11 protein-coding genes are annotated in these 14,906 nt (G+C 69.2%); 3 read left to right on the top strand and 8 right to left on the bottom strand.

Annotation, left to right across the window (positions count from 1 at the left end; genetic code table 11):
* Window positions 1-30: 30 nt before the first annotated feature.
* The 6 genes from FM105_RS10970 to FM105_RS10945 all read right to left on the bottom strand — a co-directional run bounded on the left by FM105_RS10970 (window position 31) and on the right by FM105_RS10945 (window position 8,823).
* Complete coding sequence (locus tag FM105_RS10970; RefSeq protein WP_087008112.1) at window positions 31-2,511, bottom strand: HAD-IC family P-type ATPase; 2,481 nt, start codon at window positions 2,509-2,511, stop codon at window positions 31-33.
* An 84-nt stretch (window positions 2,512-2,595) separates the two neighbouring features.
* Window positions 2,596-4,014 carry an MFS transporter gene (locus FM105_RS10965; RefSeq protein ID WP_087008110.1) on the bottom strand — a complete coding sequence of 473 codons (1,419 nt, stop codon included), beginning with the start codon at window positions 4,012-4,014 and terminating at the stop codon, window positions 2,596-2,598.
* An 87-nt stretch (window positions 4,015-4,101) separates the two neighbouring features.
* Entirely contained in the window at window positions 4,102-5,460 is a 1,359-nt protein-coding gene (locus FM105_RS10960; protein ID WP_087008108.1) for an alpha/beta fold hydrolase, read from the bottom strand.
* On the bottom strand, window positions 5,457-6,371 hold the full coding sequence (locus tag FM105_RS10955) for a hydrolase (protein ID WP_256970347.1): 915 nt from the start codon (window positions 6,369-6,371) through the stop codon (window positions 5,457-5,459). The genes FM105_RS10960 and FM105_RS10955 overlap by 4 nt, the downstream gene beginning before the upstream one ends.
* Window positions 6,372-6,456: 85 nt before the next feature.
* On the bottom strand, window positions 6,457-7,548 hold the full coding sequence (locus FM105_RS10950; RefSeq protein WP_087008106.1) for a branched-chain amino acid aminotransferase: 1,092 nt from the start codon (window positions 7,546-7,548) through the stop codon (window positions 6,457-6,459).
* A gap of 234 nt (window positions 7,549-7,782) precedes the next feature.
* Window positions 7,783-8,823 carry a 3-isopropylmalate dehydrogenase gene (locus FM105_RS10945; protein WP_087008105.1) on the bottom strand — a complete coding sequence of 347 codons (1,041 nt, stop codon included), beginning with the start codon at window positions 8,821-8,823 and terminating at the stop codon, window positions 7,783-7,785.
* Between the two features lie 189 nt (window positions 8,824-9,012).
* Here FM105_RS10945 and FM105_RS10940 point away from each other — a divergent pair, with 189 nt between their 5' ends.
* Window positions 9,013-9,894, top strand: a complete 882-nt coding sequence (locus FM105_RS10940) for an HpcH/HpaI aldolase/citrate lyase family protein (protein WP_087008103.1) — start codon at window positions 9,013-9,015, stop codon at window positions 9,892-9,894.
* A 249-nt stretch (window positions 9,895-10,143) separates the two neighbouring features.
* Here the strand turns inward: FM105_RS10940 and FM105_RS10935 are convergent, their stop codons facing one another.
* Window positions 10,144-11,607, bottom strand: a complete 1,464-nt coding sequence (locus FM105_RS10935) for an Nramp family divalent metal transporter (RefSeq protein ID WP_087008101.1) — start codon at window positions 11,605-11,607, stop codon at window positions 10,144-10,146.
* 115 nt (window positions 11,608-11,722) lie between these two features.
* Window positions 11,723-13,312 (bottom strand): phosphoglycerate dehydrogenase, encoded by a 1,590-nt coding sequence (serA, locus tag FM105_RS10930; protein WP_087008099.1) that lies wholly within the window; start codon window positions 13,310-13,312, stop codon window positions 11,723-11,725.
* Window positions 13,313-13,467: 155 nt separating this feature from the next.
* Here serA and FM105_RS10925 point away from each other — a divergent pair, with 155 nt between their 5' ends.
* Together FM105_RS10925 and FM105_RS10920 are read left to right on the top strand one after the other, a co-directional pair.
* A complete protein-coding gene (locus FM105_RS10925) occupies window positions 13,468-13,812 on the top strand; it encodes a PadR family transcriptional regulator (protein WP_087008097.1) in 345 nt (114 codons plus the stop codon).
* A gap of 1 nt (window position 13,813) precedes the next feature.
* Entirely contained in the window at window positions 13,814-14,869 is a 1,056-nt protein-coding gene (locus FM105_RS10920) for a hypothetical protein (RefSeq protein WP_087008095.1), read from the top strand.
* Window positions 14,870-14,906: the final 37 nt, after the last annotated feature.

Raw genomic sequence — 14,906 nt, 5'->3', positions numbered from 1 at the left:
CCTACGCACAGCCCACCTGCGCACAGCTCCTCAGCTCTCTGCCCCGATCCTTTCTGCTCCGCTCCTTTCCACCCCGATTCGCTCCGGCCGCAGGTCGAGCCGGCGCAGCAGCTGCGCGTTGAGTGCGACGACAACGGTCGACAGCGACATGAGGATCGCTCCGACGCTCATCGGCAGGACGAAGCCCACCGGCGCCAGGACGCCTGCGGCCAGGGGCACGGACAGCAGGTTGTAGCCGGCGGCCCACCAGAGGTTCTGCACCATCTTCCGGTACGTCGCCCGCGACAGGTCGATGACGGACAGGACGCTGCGCGGATCCGAGCTTGCGAGCACCACCCCCGCGGAGCCGATCGCCACATCCGTGCCGGCGCCGATCGCCAGCCCCACGTCCGCGCGGGCGAGCGCGGGAGCGTCGTTCACGCCGTCACCCACCATCGCGGTGATGCGGCCCTCCTGCTGGAGGCGTTCGACGGCGGCCGCCTTATCCTCCGGGCGCACGTCGGCGAAGACGCGGTCGATGCCCAGTTCTGCGGCCACCGTCCGTGCGACGGACTCCGCATCGCCGGTGATCATCGCGACGTCGACCCCGCGATCGTGGAGCGCGTCGATCGTCGCTCGCGACTCCGGGCGCACCTCGTCCTCGACGCGCAGTGCGCCGACGACGACGCCGTCTGCGAACACGTGCAGGACGGTCGCCCCTGCGTCCCGCCACGGAGCCGTCGCGTCGAGCGACTCACCTCCCAGCCTCGTGAGCAGGTGCGGGCCGCCCACGTGGACGTCGATGCCGTCGGTGCCGTCGGTGCCATCGGTGCCATCGGTGCCGTCGGTGCTTTCGACGCGAGCGTGCACTCCCTCCGCGGGATGCGAGGAGAAGTCGGTGGCCCGGGGCACGGTGAGTCCCCGCTGCTCGGCCGCCCGGACGATCGCCCGGGCCAGCGGGTGCTCGCTGTCGGCCTCCGCTGCCGCGGCGAGCCGCAGCACCCAGTCCTCCCCCGCGCCCGAGGCTGAGGTCCGGACCTTCCCCGCGCCCGAGGCTGAAGTCCGGTCCTCCCCCGCGCCCGAGGCAGGAGCCGGGTCCCGCTGGACCCCCTCGGCCGGGCCGTTCGGCTGGGTCTCGACCACGACCTCGGCGGCGGGGTTCTCCCCAGCAGTGCGGTTCTCCGCAGTGATGGGGTTCTCTGCAGCAGTGAGGTCCTCAGCGACTGTGGGGCGAGCCGTCACGACCACGTCGGTGACGGCGGGTTCGCCCTTGGTGAGCGTCCCGGTCTTGTCGAAGAGGACCACGTCGACGCGGCGCATCGACTCGAGCGCCAGCCGGTCCGCCACGAGCACGCCCGCGCGGGCGGCCCGCTCCGTGGCAATCGACACGACGAGCGGGATCGCCAGCCCCAGTGCATGCGGACACGCGATGACGAGCACGGTGATCGTGCGGACAACGGCGTCATCGGGTGTGCCGAGCAGCCCCCACACGATCGCGGTGACGATGGCAGCGACGAAGGCGAACCAGAAGAGCCAGGCCGCGGCACGATCAGCGAGCCGCTGGGCGCGGGAGCTGGAGGACTGGGCCTCCTCGACCAGACGGCTGATGCCGGCGAGGGTGGTGTCGTCCCCCACCGCCGTCACCTCGACGCGCAGACCGGAGTCAGTGGCGATGGTGCCGGCGATGACGAGATCGCCCTCGGCTCGGCGGACGGTCGTGGACTCGCCGGTGACCATCGACTCGTCCATGCTCGCGGAACCCTCGGCGACGCGGCCGTCGGCCGGCACGGACGCACCGGGGCGGACGACGACGAGGTCGCCCACCACCAGCTCGGCGGGATCCACCTGGACGGTCTCGCCCTCGCGGACCACCTCTGCGGTGTCCGGCAGGAGGGCAGCGAGCGCGGTGAGGGCGGAGGCCGTCTGCGCGGTGGAGCGCATCTCCACCCAGTGGCCCAGCAGCATGATGACGACGAGGAGCGCCAGCTCCCACCAGAAGTCCAGTTCAGCACTCAGCACGCCCAGGGTGGAGCCCCAGGACGAGAGGAACGCGACGGTGATCGCGAGCCCGATGAGGAGCATCATCCCGGGACGAAGGGCCCGGATCTCGTCGACCGCGCCGGTGAGGAAGGGGCGGCCGCCCCACACGTACATGACGGTGCCGAGGACCGGAGCGACCCACGTCAGCCAGCCGGACTCGGGGAGCGGATAGCCGACGAGTCGCGCGAACATCGGGTCGAGGGCGACGGTGGGCACCGCGAGGACCAGCATGATCCAGAAGAGGCGCCGGAACTGCTCCGCGTGGGCGGAGTGGTCGTGGTGACCGTGGCCTCCGGCGTGCTCGTGCTCGTGCTCGTGCTCGTGACCAGCATGGCTGTGGCCATGGGAACCGTGCTCGTGGTGGCCGTCCTGGTGATCGCCGGGTCCGTCCCGGTGATCGCCGTCGCCAGCTGGGTGCTCGCCATGGCTACCCGCATGCTCGCGGTGGTCCGCGTCAGAGTTATGAGGGGGATGGCGCCGAGAGTCAGTCATACTCCATATATACCCCCAGGGGGTATATATGGCAAGCCGCTCACAGGTGGTCCAGGGCGTCCACCTCCCGCGCCAGACCGCCCGTCACTCCAGTTCGCGACCCGTGGTGTCGTGGGCGAGCACCGCCATGAGGATGACTGCGATGACGACCAGCACTCCCGTCAGCGCGAAGGTCCACGTCAGCCCGAGGACTGGCCACAGGAACGACCCGAACGCCAGCGGCGCGATGCCCGTCGCCCAGCGCGATGCGCTCGACGCCCAGCCGAAGCCGGAGGCGCGCAGCTTCGTCGGGTAGAGCTCGGAGACGTACGTGTAGAGGGTGGGGATCGCGATCTGGATGACGAACCCGAACACGAGGATGAGGGCCTGCGCCGTCGCACTCAGGTTGGCGCCGGACGATTCCAGCGCCCATGCGAAGCCCACCAGGGCAGCGACGCCCGCGAGCGACGACAGGGCCAGCTGCCAGCGCCGACCGATGTACTCGATCAGCAGCGCGGACGCGATGACGCCGACGATGCCCACCGCCGTCATCTGCCCCGTCACGATGAAGGCGGCCTCGTCGCCCAGGCCCTGCTCGCGCAGGATCTTCGGCAACCAGGTGAGCGCCGCGTAGTACAGGAGCAGGATCGAGACGAACAGCGACCACGCCACGAGCGTGATCGGAGTCGACCACTTCCACAGATCTGCGACCTGCCCGGTGACGGCCGCGACCTTGCCCGCCCATGTGCCGGGCGCCGCCGCGGGAGGCTCGACCTCCGCACGGCGCCACTCCGTCACGTCGGACCCTGTCGCCTTCACGAGCCGGTGGACGATCACGTCGGCTTCGTCGTGGCGGCCGACGCTCGCCAGGTACATCGGGGATTCGGGGACGAAGAGGCGGATGCCGAACACCAGGAAGGCGGGGACGATCATGATGAGCATGACGGCGCGCCAGTCAGTGAACGAGATGAGCCATGCGGAGACGAACGCGCACAGGGTCGCGCCGATCGGCCACCAGCCGTCCAGTGCCGTGAGCACCCGGCCGCGGTGCTTCGCCGGCGAGAACTCGCCCACCAGCGCGTAGTCGACCGGGATGCAGCCGCCCAGGCCGAATCCGGCGAAGAACCGGAAGAGGCAGAAGATCCAGATGCTGGGGCTCATCGCACCCAGTGCAGTGAAGACCGAGAAGCACAGCAGCGTCAGGGTGAACGCCTTCTTCCGCCCGATCCGGTCAGCGATGCCGCCCCAGACGAACGCGCCGATCGCCATGCCGATCAGATTGACCGTCGCGATCCAGGCGGCCTCACCGACCGTCAGGCTCCAGTGGTCGCTCAGCAGCGGGATGAGGAAGCCGTTGAGCGCGACGTCCCAGGCGTCGAACATGAAGCCCAGGCCACCCACCAGGAAGATCGCACCCTGGGTTCTCCACCTCCAGGGGAGGCCGGCGATGACGTCTGAGGTCGTCGGAAGCTCAGCGCGCTGCGCGAGCGTTCCCGCATCACTGCGGGAGTCTGAAGAAGACATGGGGAGACAGTACACCGGCTTTTTCGCTCTTCTGCGAAAAAGGGGTGACACCGAGAATCATCGTGACCGTTTCGTAATATTCTTGGGTCAGCGGCGGCGCGGCAGCAGCCGGTCGGCCGCCAGCTGCGCCCGGATCGTGCTCCCGAGCATCGACGACGGCCCGCCGCCCTTCGACAGCCCCTCGAGCCGCACCTCCGACGAACCGCCGGCACCAGCATCTGCGCCGCGCAGCTCATCGGCCCCGTCAGCGTCGCCCTCCCCCATAGGTGCGACCGTTCCCTCCTGTGCGACCGTCCCCACCTGCGTGACCGTCCCGATACGTGCGACCGCCAGGCGGATCGACGCGAACAGCGCTTCGACGTGAGTATCCAGGGCACTGTGGCCGTGGTCCGGCACCGTGGCCAGCACACCGCGAGGCGACAGCTCCACGATCCGCTCTGCGACAGGACGCGGCGTGCGCAGGTCCCGGTCCCCTGACAGCGCGATGACCGGAACGGTGAGCGATGGAAGCGCCCCCGCGAGGTGGAAGGGCTCAGCGCTGAATGGCGAGAATCCCTTCGAGACGTCGTGGAACGATGCGCCCGTGTCGAAGAACGCCTCCGGGTCCGAATCGGCGAAGTCGAGTTCCCGGAACGCGATCTCGCCGACCAGGTCGAACTCCATGTAGTACGGGAGCGATTCGTCGGTGTCCGACCGGCCGAGCTTCGCAAGCGTCGCGAGAGTCGTCCGAGCTCGTCCCACCGCGATCTGGTTGAGCAGCGCGTCGAGGGTGCCGGGCCCGGCGAACTCGTAGACGATGCGGACTGCATGAGACAGCTGCTCCGCCGTGACCACCCCGTCCAGCGCGAGGTCGCGCACCTTGCGGGCCAGCAAGCGGTGCTCGTCGTCGCCGTGGGTCCCGTCGTAGAGCAGACCGTCCGCCCACGCGCGGCTCTCCGCCCTGCTCGCCTCCAGCATCGGAGAGTCCAGCACGATCGCCGCCACCCGATGAGGCAGGGTCACGGCGAACGCCAGCGCGACGTACGAGCCGTAGGACGAGCCCACGATGGTCACCCGGTCGATGCCCTCGGCATCGAGCACGGCGCGGATGTCGTCGACGACGAGAGAGATGCGCATCGCCTCCAGCGGCAGATCCGACCCGTCGGCGGAACGGCGAGAGAGCCCGACTCCGCGGTGCTCGAGCATGAGGACGTCCAGGCCCTGCTTGACGGCCTTCTGCCGCAGCGCCCGGTACGGCACTGCAGACGCCAGCCCGGGTCCACCCGGGATGATGAGGACGGGAGGACCGGAGTCATCCGCCGCCCGCGGTGCATCATCGCCCAGTCCGGGCGTCGTGCGGACATAGGCCAGGGAGAACGTCGCCGAATCCCGCTCATCCGTGACCGGTCGTTCGATCCGATGCAGTCCGGGGGTGGCCTCAGCGGCCGTGCGCAGTCGCTTGCTCATATGCGGTCATCGTATGCGCCCGACACCCACGCCGCATATCGGTCCGCCGACTCTGCGATGGCACGCGCCCCGCCGTGCATGAGCCGCTGCCCGAAGCTGCCGTAGATCCTCTCCACGTCCAGGTCCGCGACGCGCTCCGCGATCATCCGGACCGCTCGTGCGGACAGTGGCAGGTAGTTCGGGAACGACCGCATGAAGGTGACCCAGCCGGCGCGGGCCACGGGCGACACGGAGTCGCTGCCGAGCATCACCAGCGCACCGTCGCTCGGCGCGCGCCACAGCGCCACGGAGCTGCCGGGGAAGTGCCCGCCCACCTGGCGCACGCGGATGCCGGGCAGGGGCTCCGCCTCCTCGTCGTAGAGCTCGATCGCGGGTCCATGGCACTGCACCCAGCCCGAGTCCTTCCGCGACACGAGGATCGGGGCATCGTCGAAGGCACGGCTCCACTCGAGCTGCAGTCCGTACATGTGCGGGTGGCTCGCCACGATCGCGCCCACTCCCCCGCGCGCCGCCACCGCCTGGACCGCGGCGTCGTCGATGAAGGGCGGGACGTCGAAGAGCAGCCCGCCGGTGCGATCCGCTCCCGAGGCCGCCGCCAGATAGCAGGTCTGTCCGATTCCCGTGCGGGGCTGGGTCCGCAGTGAGTGGAGGCCCGGCTCGACCTCGGCTACCTCGATCGATCGCCCCGAGTCAGCGAGCTCTCCCACCGTCGTCCACACCTGGCCGACGGCGGGGACGAACTGGCGCTCGTCCTCGCAGATCGGGCAGACGGCGGGCGGCGGATCCGCCGCCTCCACGCCGCAGGTCGCGCACAGCGTCACGCGCGCGACGGAGCGCGCTCCGTCATGGCTGGGGACGGCACTGCCTGCAGAGACAGCAGAGGGGGCCGGGGCACCTTCGTCTTCGGGCATCCCGACCCCCTCCTCGTCGAACAGAGCGTGCATGGATCAGCGCGTGTGTGGACCAGCGCGTGCGGTCGATGCGGTCTGTGCTCGCTCAGGCGAGCTTGACCATCCAGCCCTCCGGCGCCTCGGCCCGGCCGTACTGGATGTCCAGCAGAGTCCGCCGCATCGCCATCGTCGTCTCGCCGGGCGTCTCACCGTGGTCGACGGTCCAGTCGTCCGTGACGAGCTTCCCGATCGGGGTGATCGCCGCGGCGGTGCCGCAGGCGAATGCCTCCACGATCGTGCCGTCGGCGGCACCGGTGCGCCATTCCTCCACAGTGATGGGGCGCTCCTCCGGGGTCAGCCCCAGACCCGATGCCAGGTCGAGCACCGACCGGCGGGTCACACCGTCGAGGATCGTCTCCGACACCGGTGGGGTCAGCAGCTTCCCGTCCGAGGTGACGAGCATGAGGTTCATGCCGCCCAGCTCTTCGAGGTGGGTGCCGTCCACAGCGTCCGTGAACATGACCTGCTGGCAGCCCTTCGAGCTCGCCTCGATCATCGCGGCCGTCGACGCGGCGTAGTTGCCGCCGGTCTTCGCGAAGCCGGTCCCGCCGGCACCCGAGCGCTTGAGGTTCTGCGACAGCCAGATGCTCACCGGCTTGATACCGCCGGAGAAGTACGCGGCGGCTGGAGACGCGATGACGTAGTAGTCGGCCTGCTGCGTGGGGCGCAGCCCCAGGAAGCGCTCTGCGGAGATCATGAAGGGGCGCAGGTAGAGGCTCACCTCGTCGGCGTCGTCCTTCGGGGTGGGCACCCACGCCGCATCCTGCTCGACCAGCGCGCGCAGCGAGTCGACGAAGTCATCTCCGTCCATCGGGGGCAGCGCCATGCGGGCAGCGGAGGAGTTCATGCGGTCTGCGTTGCGGTCCGGGCGGAACGTCCAGACGGATCCGTCGGCGTGGCGGTAGGCCTTGAGCCCCTCGAAGATCTCCTGCGCGTAGTGCAGGACCGCGGCGGCCGGATCCAGGGCGAGAGGACCGTAGGAGACCACCTCATGGTTGTGCCATCCCTGCTCCTCGGTGAACCGGATGTGGGCCATGTGGTCCGTGAACTGCGTCCCGAACACGGGGGCACCCAGAATCGCGTTCCGCACGGTCTCGCTCTGCGGCTGCGGATTCTTCTGGAGTGCGAACGTCGTCATTGCATACTTCTCTCTGATGAGGAATCGGTTGTGTCTGCGGTCACTCTAACGCAGGGACGACGAACGCCCCCACCCGGTGGGCGCACCCGACTCCGGAGTGCTGGGAAGGGGGTTCGACGGCCTCGGCGAACCGCTGGTCAGTCAGTCAGCCGACCAGCCGGCCCGGCGTCCAGCCGGCCCGGCGTTCAGCCGGCCCGGCGTTCAGCCGGCCCGGCGTTCAGCCGGCCCGGCCCGTCAGGCCAGGCGTGCTGCGATGGCGTCTCCGACCTCGGCGGTGGTCCGGGGTGCCGTACCGCGGTCCGCGAGGTCGGCCTCGACGGCTGTCTGGATGGCCTCGGCGACAGCGGTCAGACCCAGGTTCTCCGCCATGAGCGCTCCGGAGAGGATGCAGGCGGTGGGGTCCGCCTTGCCCTGGCCCGCGATGTCCGGGGCCGATCCGTGGATGGGCTCGAACAGGCTGGGTGCCGTGCCCGCGACGTTGATGTTGCCGCTGGCGGCCAGGCCGATCCCGCCGGTGACGACGGCCGCGAGGTCCGTCACGAGGTCGCCGAACAGGTTGTCGGTGACGATGACGTCGTACTGCGACGGGTTCGCGACCATGTAGATCATGGCGGCGTCAGTGTGCTGGTAGGCCACCTCGACGTCGGGGTACTCCTCGCCGACCGATTCCACCACGCGGCGCCACAGGTGGCCCGCGTGGACCATGACGTTCGTCTTGTGGAGGTACGTGAGCTTCTTCCGGCGGGCGCGCGCCTGCTCGAAGGCGAAGCGGACTGTGCGCTCGACGCCGTAGCGGGTGTTGACGGAGACCTCGGTGGCCAGTTCGTTCGGGGTGCCTTCGCGCAGCGTCCCGCCCTGTCCGGTGTAGGAGCCCTCCGTGCCTTCGCGGACGACCACGAAGTCGATGTCGCCGGGGTTGGCGAGCGGTGAGGTGGCGCCCGGGTACAGCTTCGACGGGCGGAGGTTCACCGCGTGCTCGAAGCCGAAGCGCATCTTGAGGATGATGCCGCGCTCCAGGACGCCCGACGGCACCGACGGATCGCCGCATGCGCCGAAGAAGATGGCGTCGAAGGCGCGCAGGCGCTCCATCTCCTCGTCGGTGAGGGTCTCCCCCGTCTCGTGCCAGCGACGGGCGCTGGCATCGAACTGCTCGGTGTCGAGGACGGCATCCGAACCGGTGGCCTCGATCGCGCGGGTGAGGACCTTGAGGCCTTCGGGGACGACTTCCGTGCCGATGCCGTCACCGGGCATCACAGCGATCTTGAACGTTGTCATGGGGATGACAGTAGCGCGCGGGTCTCACCATTCGACTGCTCATCTTGAGAAATGAGACTCGGACAGGCGAGGGGTGTCTTCGCGTCGTTCAGGCCGGTCGATTCCGCGTGCCACGACGCATCGCCGCCGGGTGCATTCCGGCGACAGCGCCGGGTGCATTCCAGTGACAGACGGCAATAGACTCGGAGCATGTCGACGACTCCCATTCGCAATGCTCGCGCCGCGGCGCTGCCCGCCAAGCTGTCCCGGACCTGGCTGCTCGTGAACGCCGCCAAGCCAGAACTGTTCGAACCCGGTCAGCGGTCCGAGGCGGACTCGGTGATCTTCGACATGGAGGCCGCCGTCGCGGAGGACCAGAAGGATACGGCGCGCGCGCACGTCGTCGAGGCCCTGTCCGGCCGCGACTCTGACACCGGCGAACCCAAGATGACCGCATGGGTGCGGATCAACGGGACGCGGACCCCTCACTGGGAGGACGACCTCGCAGCGCTCAACGGGCTGGCCGGTCTGCGCGGCGTCATGCTTCCGAACACGGAGGCGCCCGAACAGGTCAGCTGGACCTCGATGAAGGCGGGGGCCGGAGTGCCGGTGCTTGCGCTCGTCGAGACCGCGATCGGTGTCGAGCACGCGACGCAGATCGCGAACGCCCCCGGCACGTTCCGCCTGGCGCTGGGCACGAACGATCTCCGCAAGGACACCGGCATGTCCGACGATCCGCTGGCGCTGGCGTACGTGCGCTCGCGGCTCGTCATCGCATCCCGCGTGGGCGGACTGCCGGGCGCCATCGACGGGCCCTCGCCCGCCGGCGCCTCGGAGGATCGCGTCCGTGAGGACTGCGAGTGGACCATCAAGATGGGTATGGCCGGGAAGCTCACGCTCACGCCCTCGATGACGCCGATCATCAACGATTCCCTGGCCCCGTCCGAGGACGAGCGCCGCTGGGCGCGCGAACTGATCGAGGGCGCGCAGAGCAGCGGCGGGGAGATCACGGACGGCTCGTACCTGCCGCGCCTGGCCCGCGCGAAGAAGATCGTGGAGCTCGCAGACTCCTACGGTCTCTGGAACGCCTGACGGAAGTCGCACGCGCTTCCCACCGAGTGAGTGCAAACCGGCCCAGAATCTAAGGTTCTGGGCCGGTTTGCACTCACTCGGTATGGGGTGACTGTAGATACGGGGTGACTGTCGGTGTGGGGTGGGCGTCGGTATGGGGTGGCTGTGAGGCACGCGACCGCGCGGGCACGGGCCGCGCGGCGGGACAGAGTGCCAGCGCCGCGATGAGTCCGCCCTACGCCCGGATCAGCCCAGACCTGTCCGGAGACCCTACGCCCCGATCAGCCCTGAGACTGTCTCCACGACCTGGACGCCTGCCAGCACTGTGAAGAGCACGAGGCACACGGTGAGCACGGTGTTCGACAGCCATCCGTTGCGCAGCTGCGGCGCGACCGACTTCCGGTTGAGCAGCAGGAGCAGCACGATCGCGAGTACCGGCAGGATGAACGAGCTGATCGCCGCGTAGACCAGCACCAGCGTGACAGGGCGGTCGAAGCCCAGCACCTGCTCCACGGTCAGCAGACCCAGCGTGCACACCGTCAGCCAGATGAGCGCCGCCTTGAACTCCACCGCATCCGATGACATCGCGTGGGCAGGATCGTCCTGGTGCGGGTACCGGCGGAGCACGCGCAGGCAGTCACCGGTCACGTACGCGATGCCCTGGAATCCTCCGAGCAGGCTCGTGTAGGTCACGGCGAAGAACGACAGCAGGAACAGGATCCACGCCCAGCCGCCCAGCCGCTCTCCGATGAGCTCGCCTACCATGAATACCGCGTCGTTGCTCTCGATCGAGTGCCCCTGGCCGTAGAGCCAGAAGGCTCCGACGACGGTCATCGAGACCGCGAAGAGCCCCACGAGCAGGTAGCTGAATGCCAGGTCGACGCGCACGACGCTCTTCCACGCCGCCCCGCTCCAGCGCTTCTCCTGCACGAAGAACGTGTAGGCCATGATCCCGGTCGCACCGCCCACTCCGCCGACCAGCGACAGCACCGTGATGAGCGACGTGTGCGGGTAGATCGGCATGATCGTCTGCGCCGCGGTCGCCTGCGCGTCGCCGTCACCGGCCGACCCGATCGCCAGGGACACGATGCCGAGGAACATGAGGATCGCGAAGCCCATCATCGCCTTCTCGACGATGCCGTAGCGGCCCACCCAGAGGAGGACGACGGCGGACAGGAGGATCACGACCAGCGTCGGCCAGAACGGCAGGGCGGGGAACAGCGCCTGGGCGATGAGCGTGGTGATCGCGGCGACTCCCGCGCCGAAGAACAGCCCCACCAGGAGTTCCGCGATGAGCAGGACGACGGGGAACAGCCGTCCGCCCACATCCGTGATGTGTGAGAAGAGCGAACGGTCCGCGGTGAGCTGGAGGCGGGTGATCGCCTCGGACAGCCCGAACTTCAGCAGCAGCCCCAGGGTGAACACCCAGATGAGCGCGAGGCCGTACTCGGCTCCCGAGTTCAGCGTCGTCACCATGTCCGACGCGCCGACGCTCGCAAGTGCCAGCACGACGCCCGGGCCGAGCAGCCTCAGGTGGCCCGCCCAGGAGCGCGGCGCGACAGGGCCGGCCTCCCCCGGGGCGCCGGCCTCGCGTGCCGCAGCACCGACTGGCTGAGTTGCCCCGGCAGACTGAGCCGCACCCGTCCCGCGTGCAGCCCCGGCCTCGCGCGCAGCACCGGCCTCGCGTGCCGCGCCCGTCCCGCGTGCCGCGCCGGTCCCGCTGTTCTGTTCCATCGTGCTCGTCCTTCCGGAGGATGGTCTCGTACACACGAGGAGCGGCCGGGCTGCGAAACCCGACCGCTCCTCGCGGTGATGCCCGTGGTGGTGCGGAGGTCAGACCTCCGCGAGGTCAGTCCTCCGTGAGGTTGACCGCTGCGGCGTGCTCCGCATCGGCCGCCGCCGCGACGGTCTGCACGATCTCCGTCGTGACCGCGGTGTCGACGGCGAGCACGGACAGCGCGCGGCCGCCCTCCCCCGCACGCGACACCTGCATGCCGGCGATGTTCACGTTGTTGCGGCCCAGAGCCTGGCCGAAGACGCCGATGACGCCTGGACGGTCCACGTACTCGAAGATCAGCAGGTGGTCGGTCAGCGAGATCTCCAACTCGAAGCCGTTCACCTCGACCAGCTTCTGCACCTGCTTGGGTCCGGTGAGCGTGCCGGACACGGACACCTGTGCCCCTGCCGAGGTCGTCGCCACCAGGGTGATGACGTTGCGGAATCCGTCTGCGACGTCGCTGGTCTCGACCGCGACGTCCACGCCCCGCTCGTCCGCGAGCACGGGGGCGTTCACGTAGGAGACGGGCACGTCGACCCGGTCCTTGAAGAGCCCCTTGAGAGCCGCGAGCTTGAGTGCGCCCACGTCCTTCGATGCGATCTCGCCCTTCACCTCGAGCTTGAAGTGGGTGACGGTGTCCGTGAGTGCTGCGATGATCCGGCCCAGTCGCTCCGTGAGCGGGATGCCGGGGCGGACGTCCTCGTCGATCTTGCCGCCGGCCACGTTCACGGCGTCCGGGACGAGCTCTCCGGCGAGCGCGAGGCGCACGGACTTCGCGACGGCGACTCCGGCCTTCTCCTGCGCCTCGTCGGTCGATGCGCCGAGGTGCGGAGTGACGTTCACCGCGTCGAGCTCCATGAGCTCCGAGTGCTCAGGCGGCTCCTGGGACCACACGTCGATGCCGGCGCCGCCCACGCGACCGGAGGCCACGGCCTCGGCGAGTGCCTCTTCATCGACGATCCCGCCGCGGGCCACGTTCACGATGCGCACGCCCTGCTTCGCCTTCGCGAGCTGCTCACGGCCGATCATGCCGACCGTCTCCGGAGTCTTCGGCATGTGGACGGTGAGGAAGTCCGCCTGCTCGACGAGCTCGTCGAGTTCCATGACCTTCACACCCATCTGCGCTGCGCGCGATGCGGAGATGTAGGGGTCGTACCCGATGAGGTTCATGCCGAACGACTTGGCGCGCTCTGCGACGAGCCCGCCGATCCGGCCCAGGCCGATGATCCCGAGCGTCTTGTCGTAGAGCTCCACGCCCGTGAGGCGCTTGCGCTCCCAGCGGCCCTCCTTGAGGGAGGCGTGGCCGGCGCCGAAGAAGCGGGCCGAGGCCAGCAGGTGCGTCATCGTGAGCTCTGCGGCGGAGATGATGTTCGAGGTCGGTGCGTTCACGACCATGACGCCCGCAGTCGTCGCAGCGGGCACATCGACGTTGTCGAGTCCCACCCCGGCGCGGGCGATCACCTTGAGGCGCGGCGCGGCGGCGATGGCCTCGGCGTCCATGTGGGTGGCGGAGCGGACGAGCACGGCGTCCGCCTCTGCCAGGGCGGTCAGCAGTGCCGGGCGGTCGGTCCCGTCGGCCTGACGGACATCGAAGTCGGGACCGAGGGCCTCGACGGTGGCCGGTGAAAGGTTCTCAGCAAGCAGCACGACGGGCTTGGGCACAGTTCTCCTCCTGGGGAGCGTCTTCGCGGATCGTGCCCACTGTAGTGACCGCAACGGGGATGTGCGCGGCCGGGTTCACATCGTGAGCAGTGCCGGGTCGTCGCACGATACGTCGCCTCTTGTCATACTGTGTGCCACACAGTATTGTGTACGCCATGATTCCAGCCGACTCCCCCGACCCCCTCGCCCTGCATCTCCAGGAGGTGCGGCGCGGCACTGTGGTGCTTGCATGCCTCACCGCGTGCAGGGAGCCCCAGTACGGCTACTCGCTGCTGGACACGCTCGCTCAGGCGGGCGTCCAGGTCGAGGCCAACACCCTCTATCCGCTTCTGCGCAGGCTCGACAAGCAGGGGCTGCTGACCGCCGAATGGAACACCGATGAACCGCGTCCGCGGAAGTACTACACGCTCACAGACGCCGGTGCCCGGATCGCCGACGACCTCCGCACCGAATGGCTCGCACTCACCGCGAGCCTCACAGCTCTCTGGAAGGACATCTGACATGCGCACGCTCACCGACAGGTATGTGCACGCCGTCGTCCGCCGCGTCCCGGATGCCATGCGGCCCGAGGTCACAGCGGACGTCACCGCGATGATCGCGGACATGACCGAGGCCCGCATGGCCGACGCTCGCATGACCGAGGCCCGGCACGACGAGATCGCGGCCGCCACTGAGGCCGACGTCGAGGCCGCCGTCGAGATCGCCGTGCTCGAGGAACTGGGCGATCCGGCGGTGCTGGCGCGGGAGTACTCGGACTCGCCGCAGCACCTCATCGGCCCGCAGTACTTCCCCGTCTACACATGGCTGCTCACCTGGGTACTGCCGGTGGCCCTGGTCGCCGCGCTGGTCTCGAACGGGCTCTCCTACACTCTCAGCACTGCGGACGCGCACATCGGAGGACTGCTCGGCACTGCGATCGGCAAGTCCATACCCGCGGTCTTCATAGCCTTCGCGGCGGTGACCATCCTCTTCGCGATCATCGAACGCGCCACCCCCATGGGCACGCAGGCGGGCACGGATAATGCCGCCGAACAGGTCGGTGAGAAGCTGCGTCCCGTCGCCGCGCGTCGTCCCCGGTGGACGGTCGACAGCCTCAAAGAGGTCCCGCCCGGAGGCACATCCGTCCGCGCGGACGCGATCCTCTCACTGGTCTTCCTCGTGCTGCTGGCACTCGTGCCGTTCGTGCCCACGACTGCCGTCTACGTCGGCCACCTCAATGACGGGGAGACGTTCATCAACCCGGATCTGGGTCTCTTCTGGCTCATCGGGTACTGGGTGCTGCTCGCGGTCACCGCGGTCGGTGCGGTGCTGAGGATCCGCCGCAGGCGCCTGAGCACGGGTCTGGTCGCGCTGGACATGATCACCGACCTCGTCATGGCGGTGTTCCTCACGATCGCGCTCCTCACGCAGGACGTGCTCCATCCCGCGATCGAGGCTCTGACGTCCCTGCCCGTGGAGCTCTGGGCGATCCCCCTCATCTGGGCGATCACGATCTGGGACCAGGTGAGCACGGTCCGCGGCTACCGCACCCACCTCGCCGCGCACGGCCGGTCATGACGAGGCGGAATGCTGCGGGGTGGAATAGCGCCGGGCC

The sequence above is a fragment of the Brevibacterium yomogidense genome (genome assembly GCF_900163715.1).
Lineage (GTDB): Bacteria > Actinomycetota > Actinomycetes > Actinomycetales > Brevibacteriaceae > Brevibacterium > Brevibacterium yomogidense_A.
The sequence above is the reverse complement of the archived record's forward strand: the minus strand, read 5'-3'. Positions and strand labels throughout refer to the sequence as shown.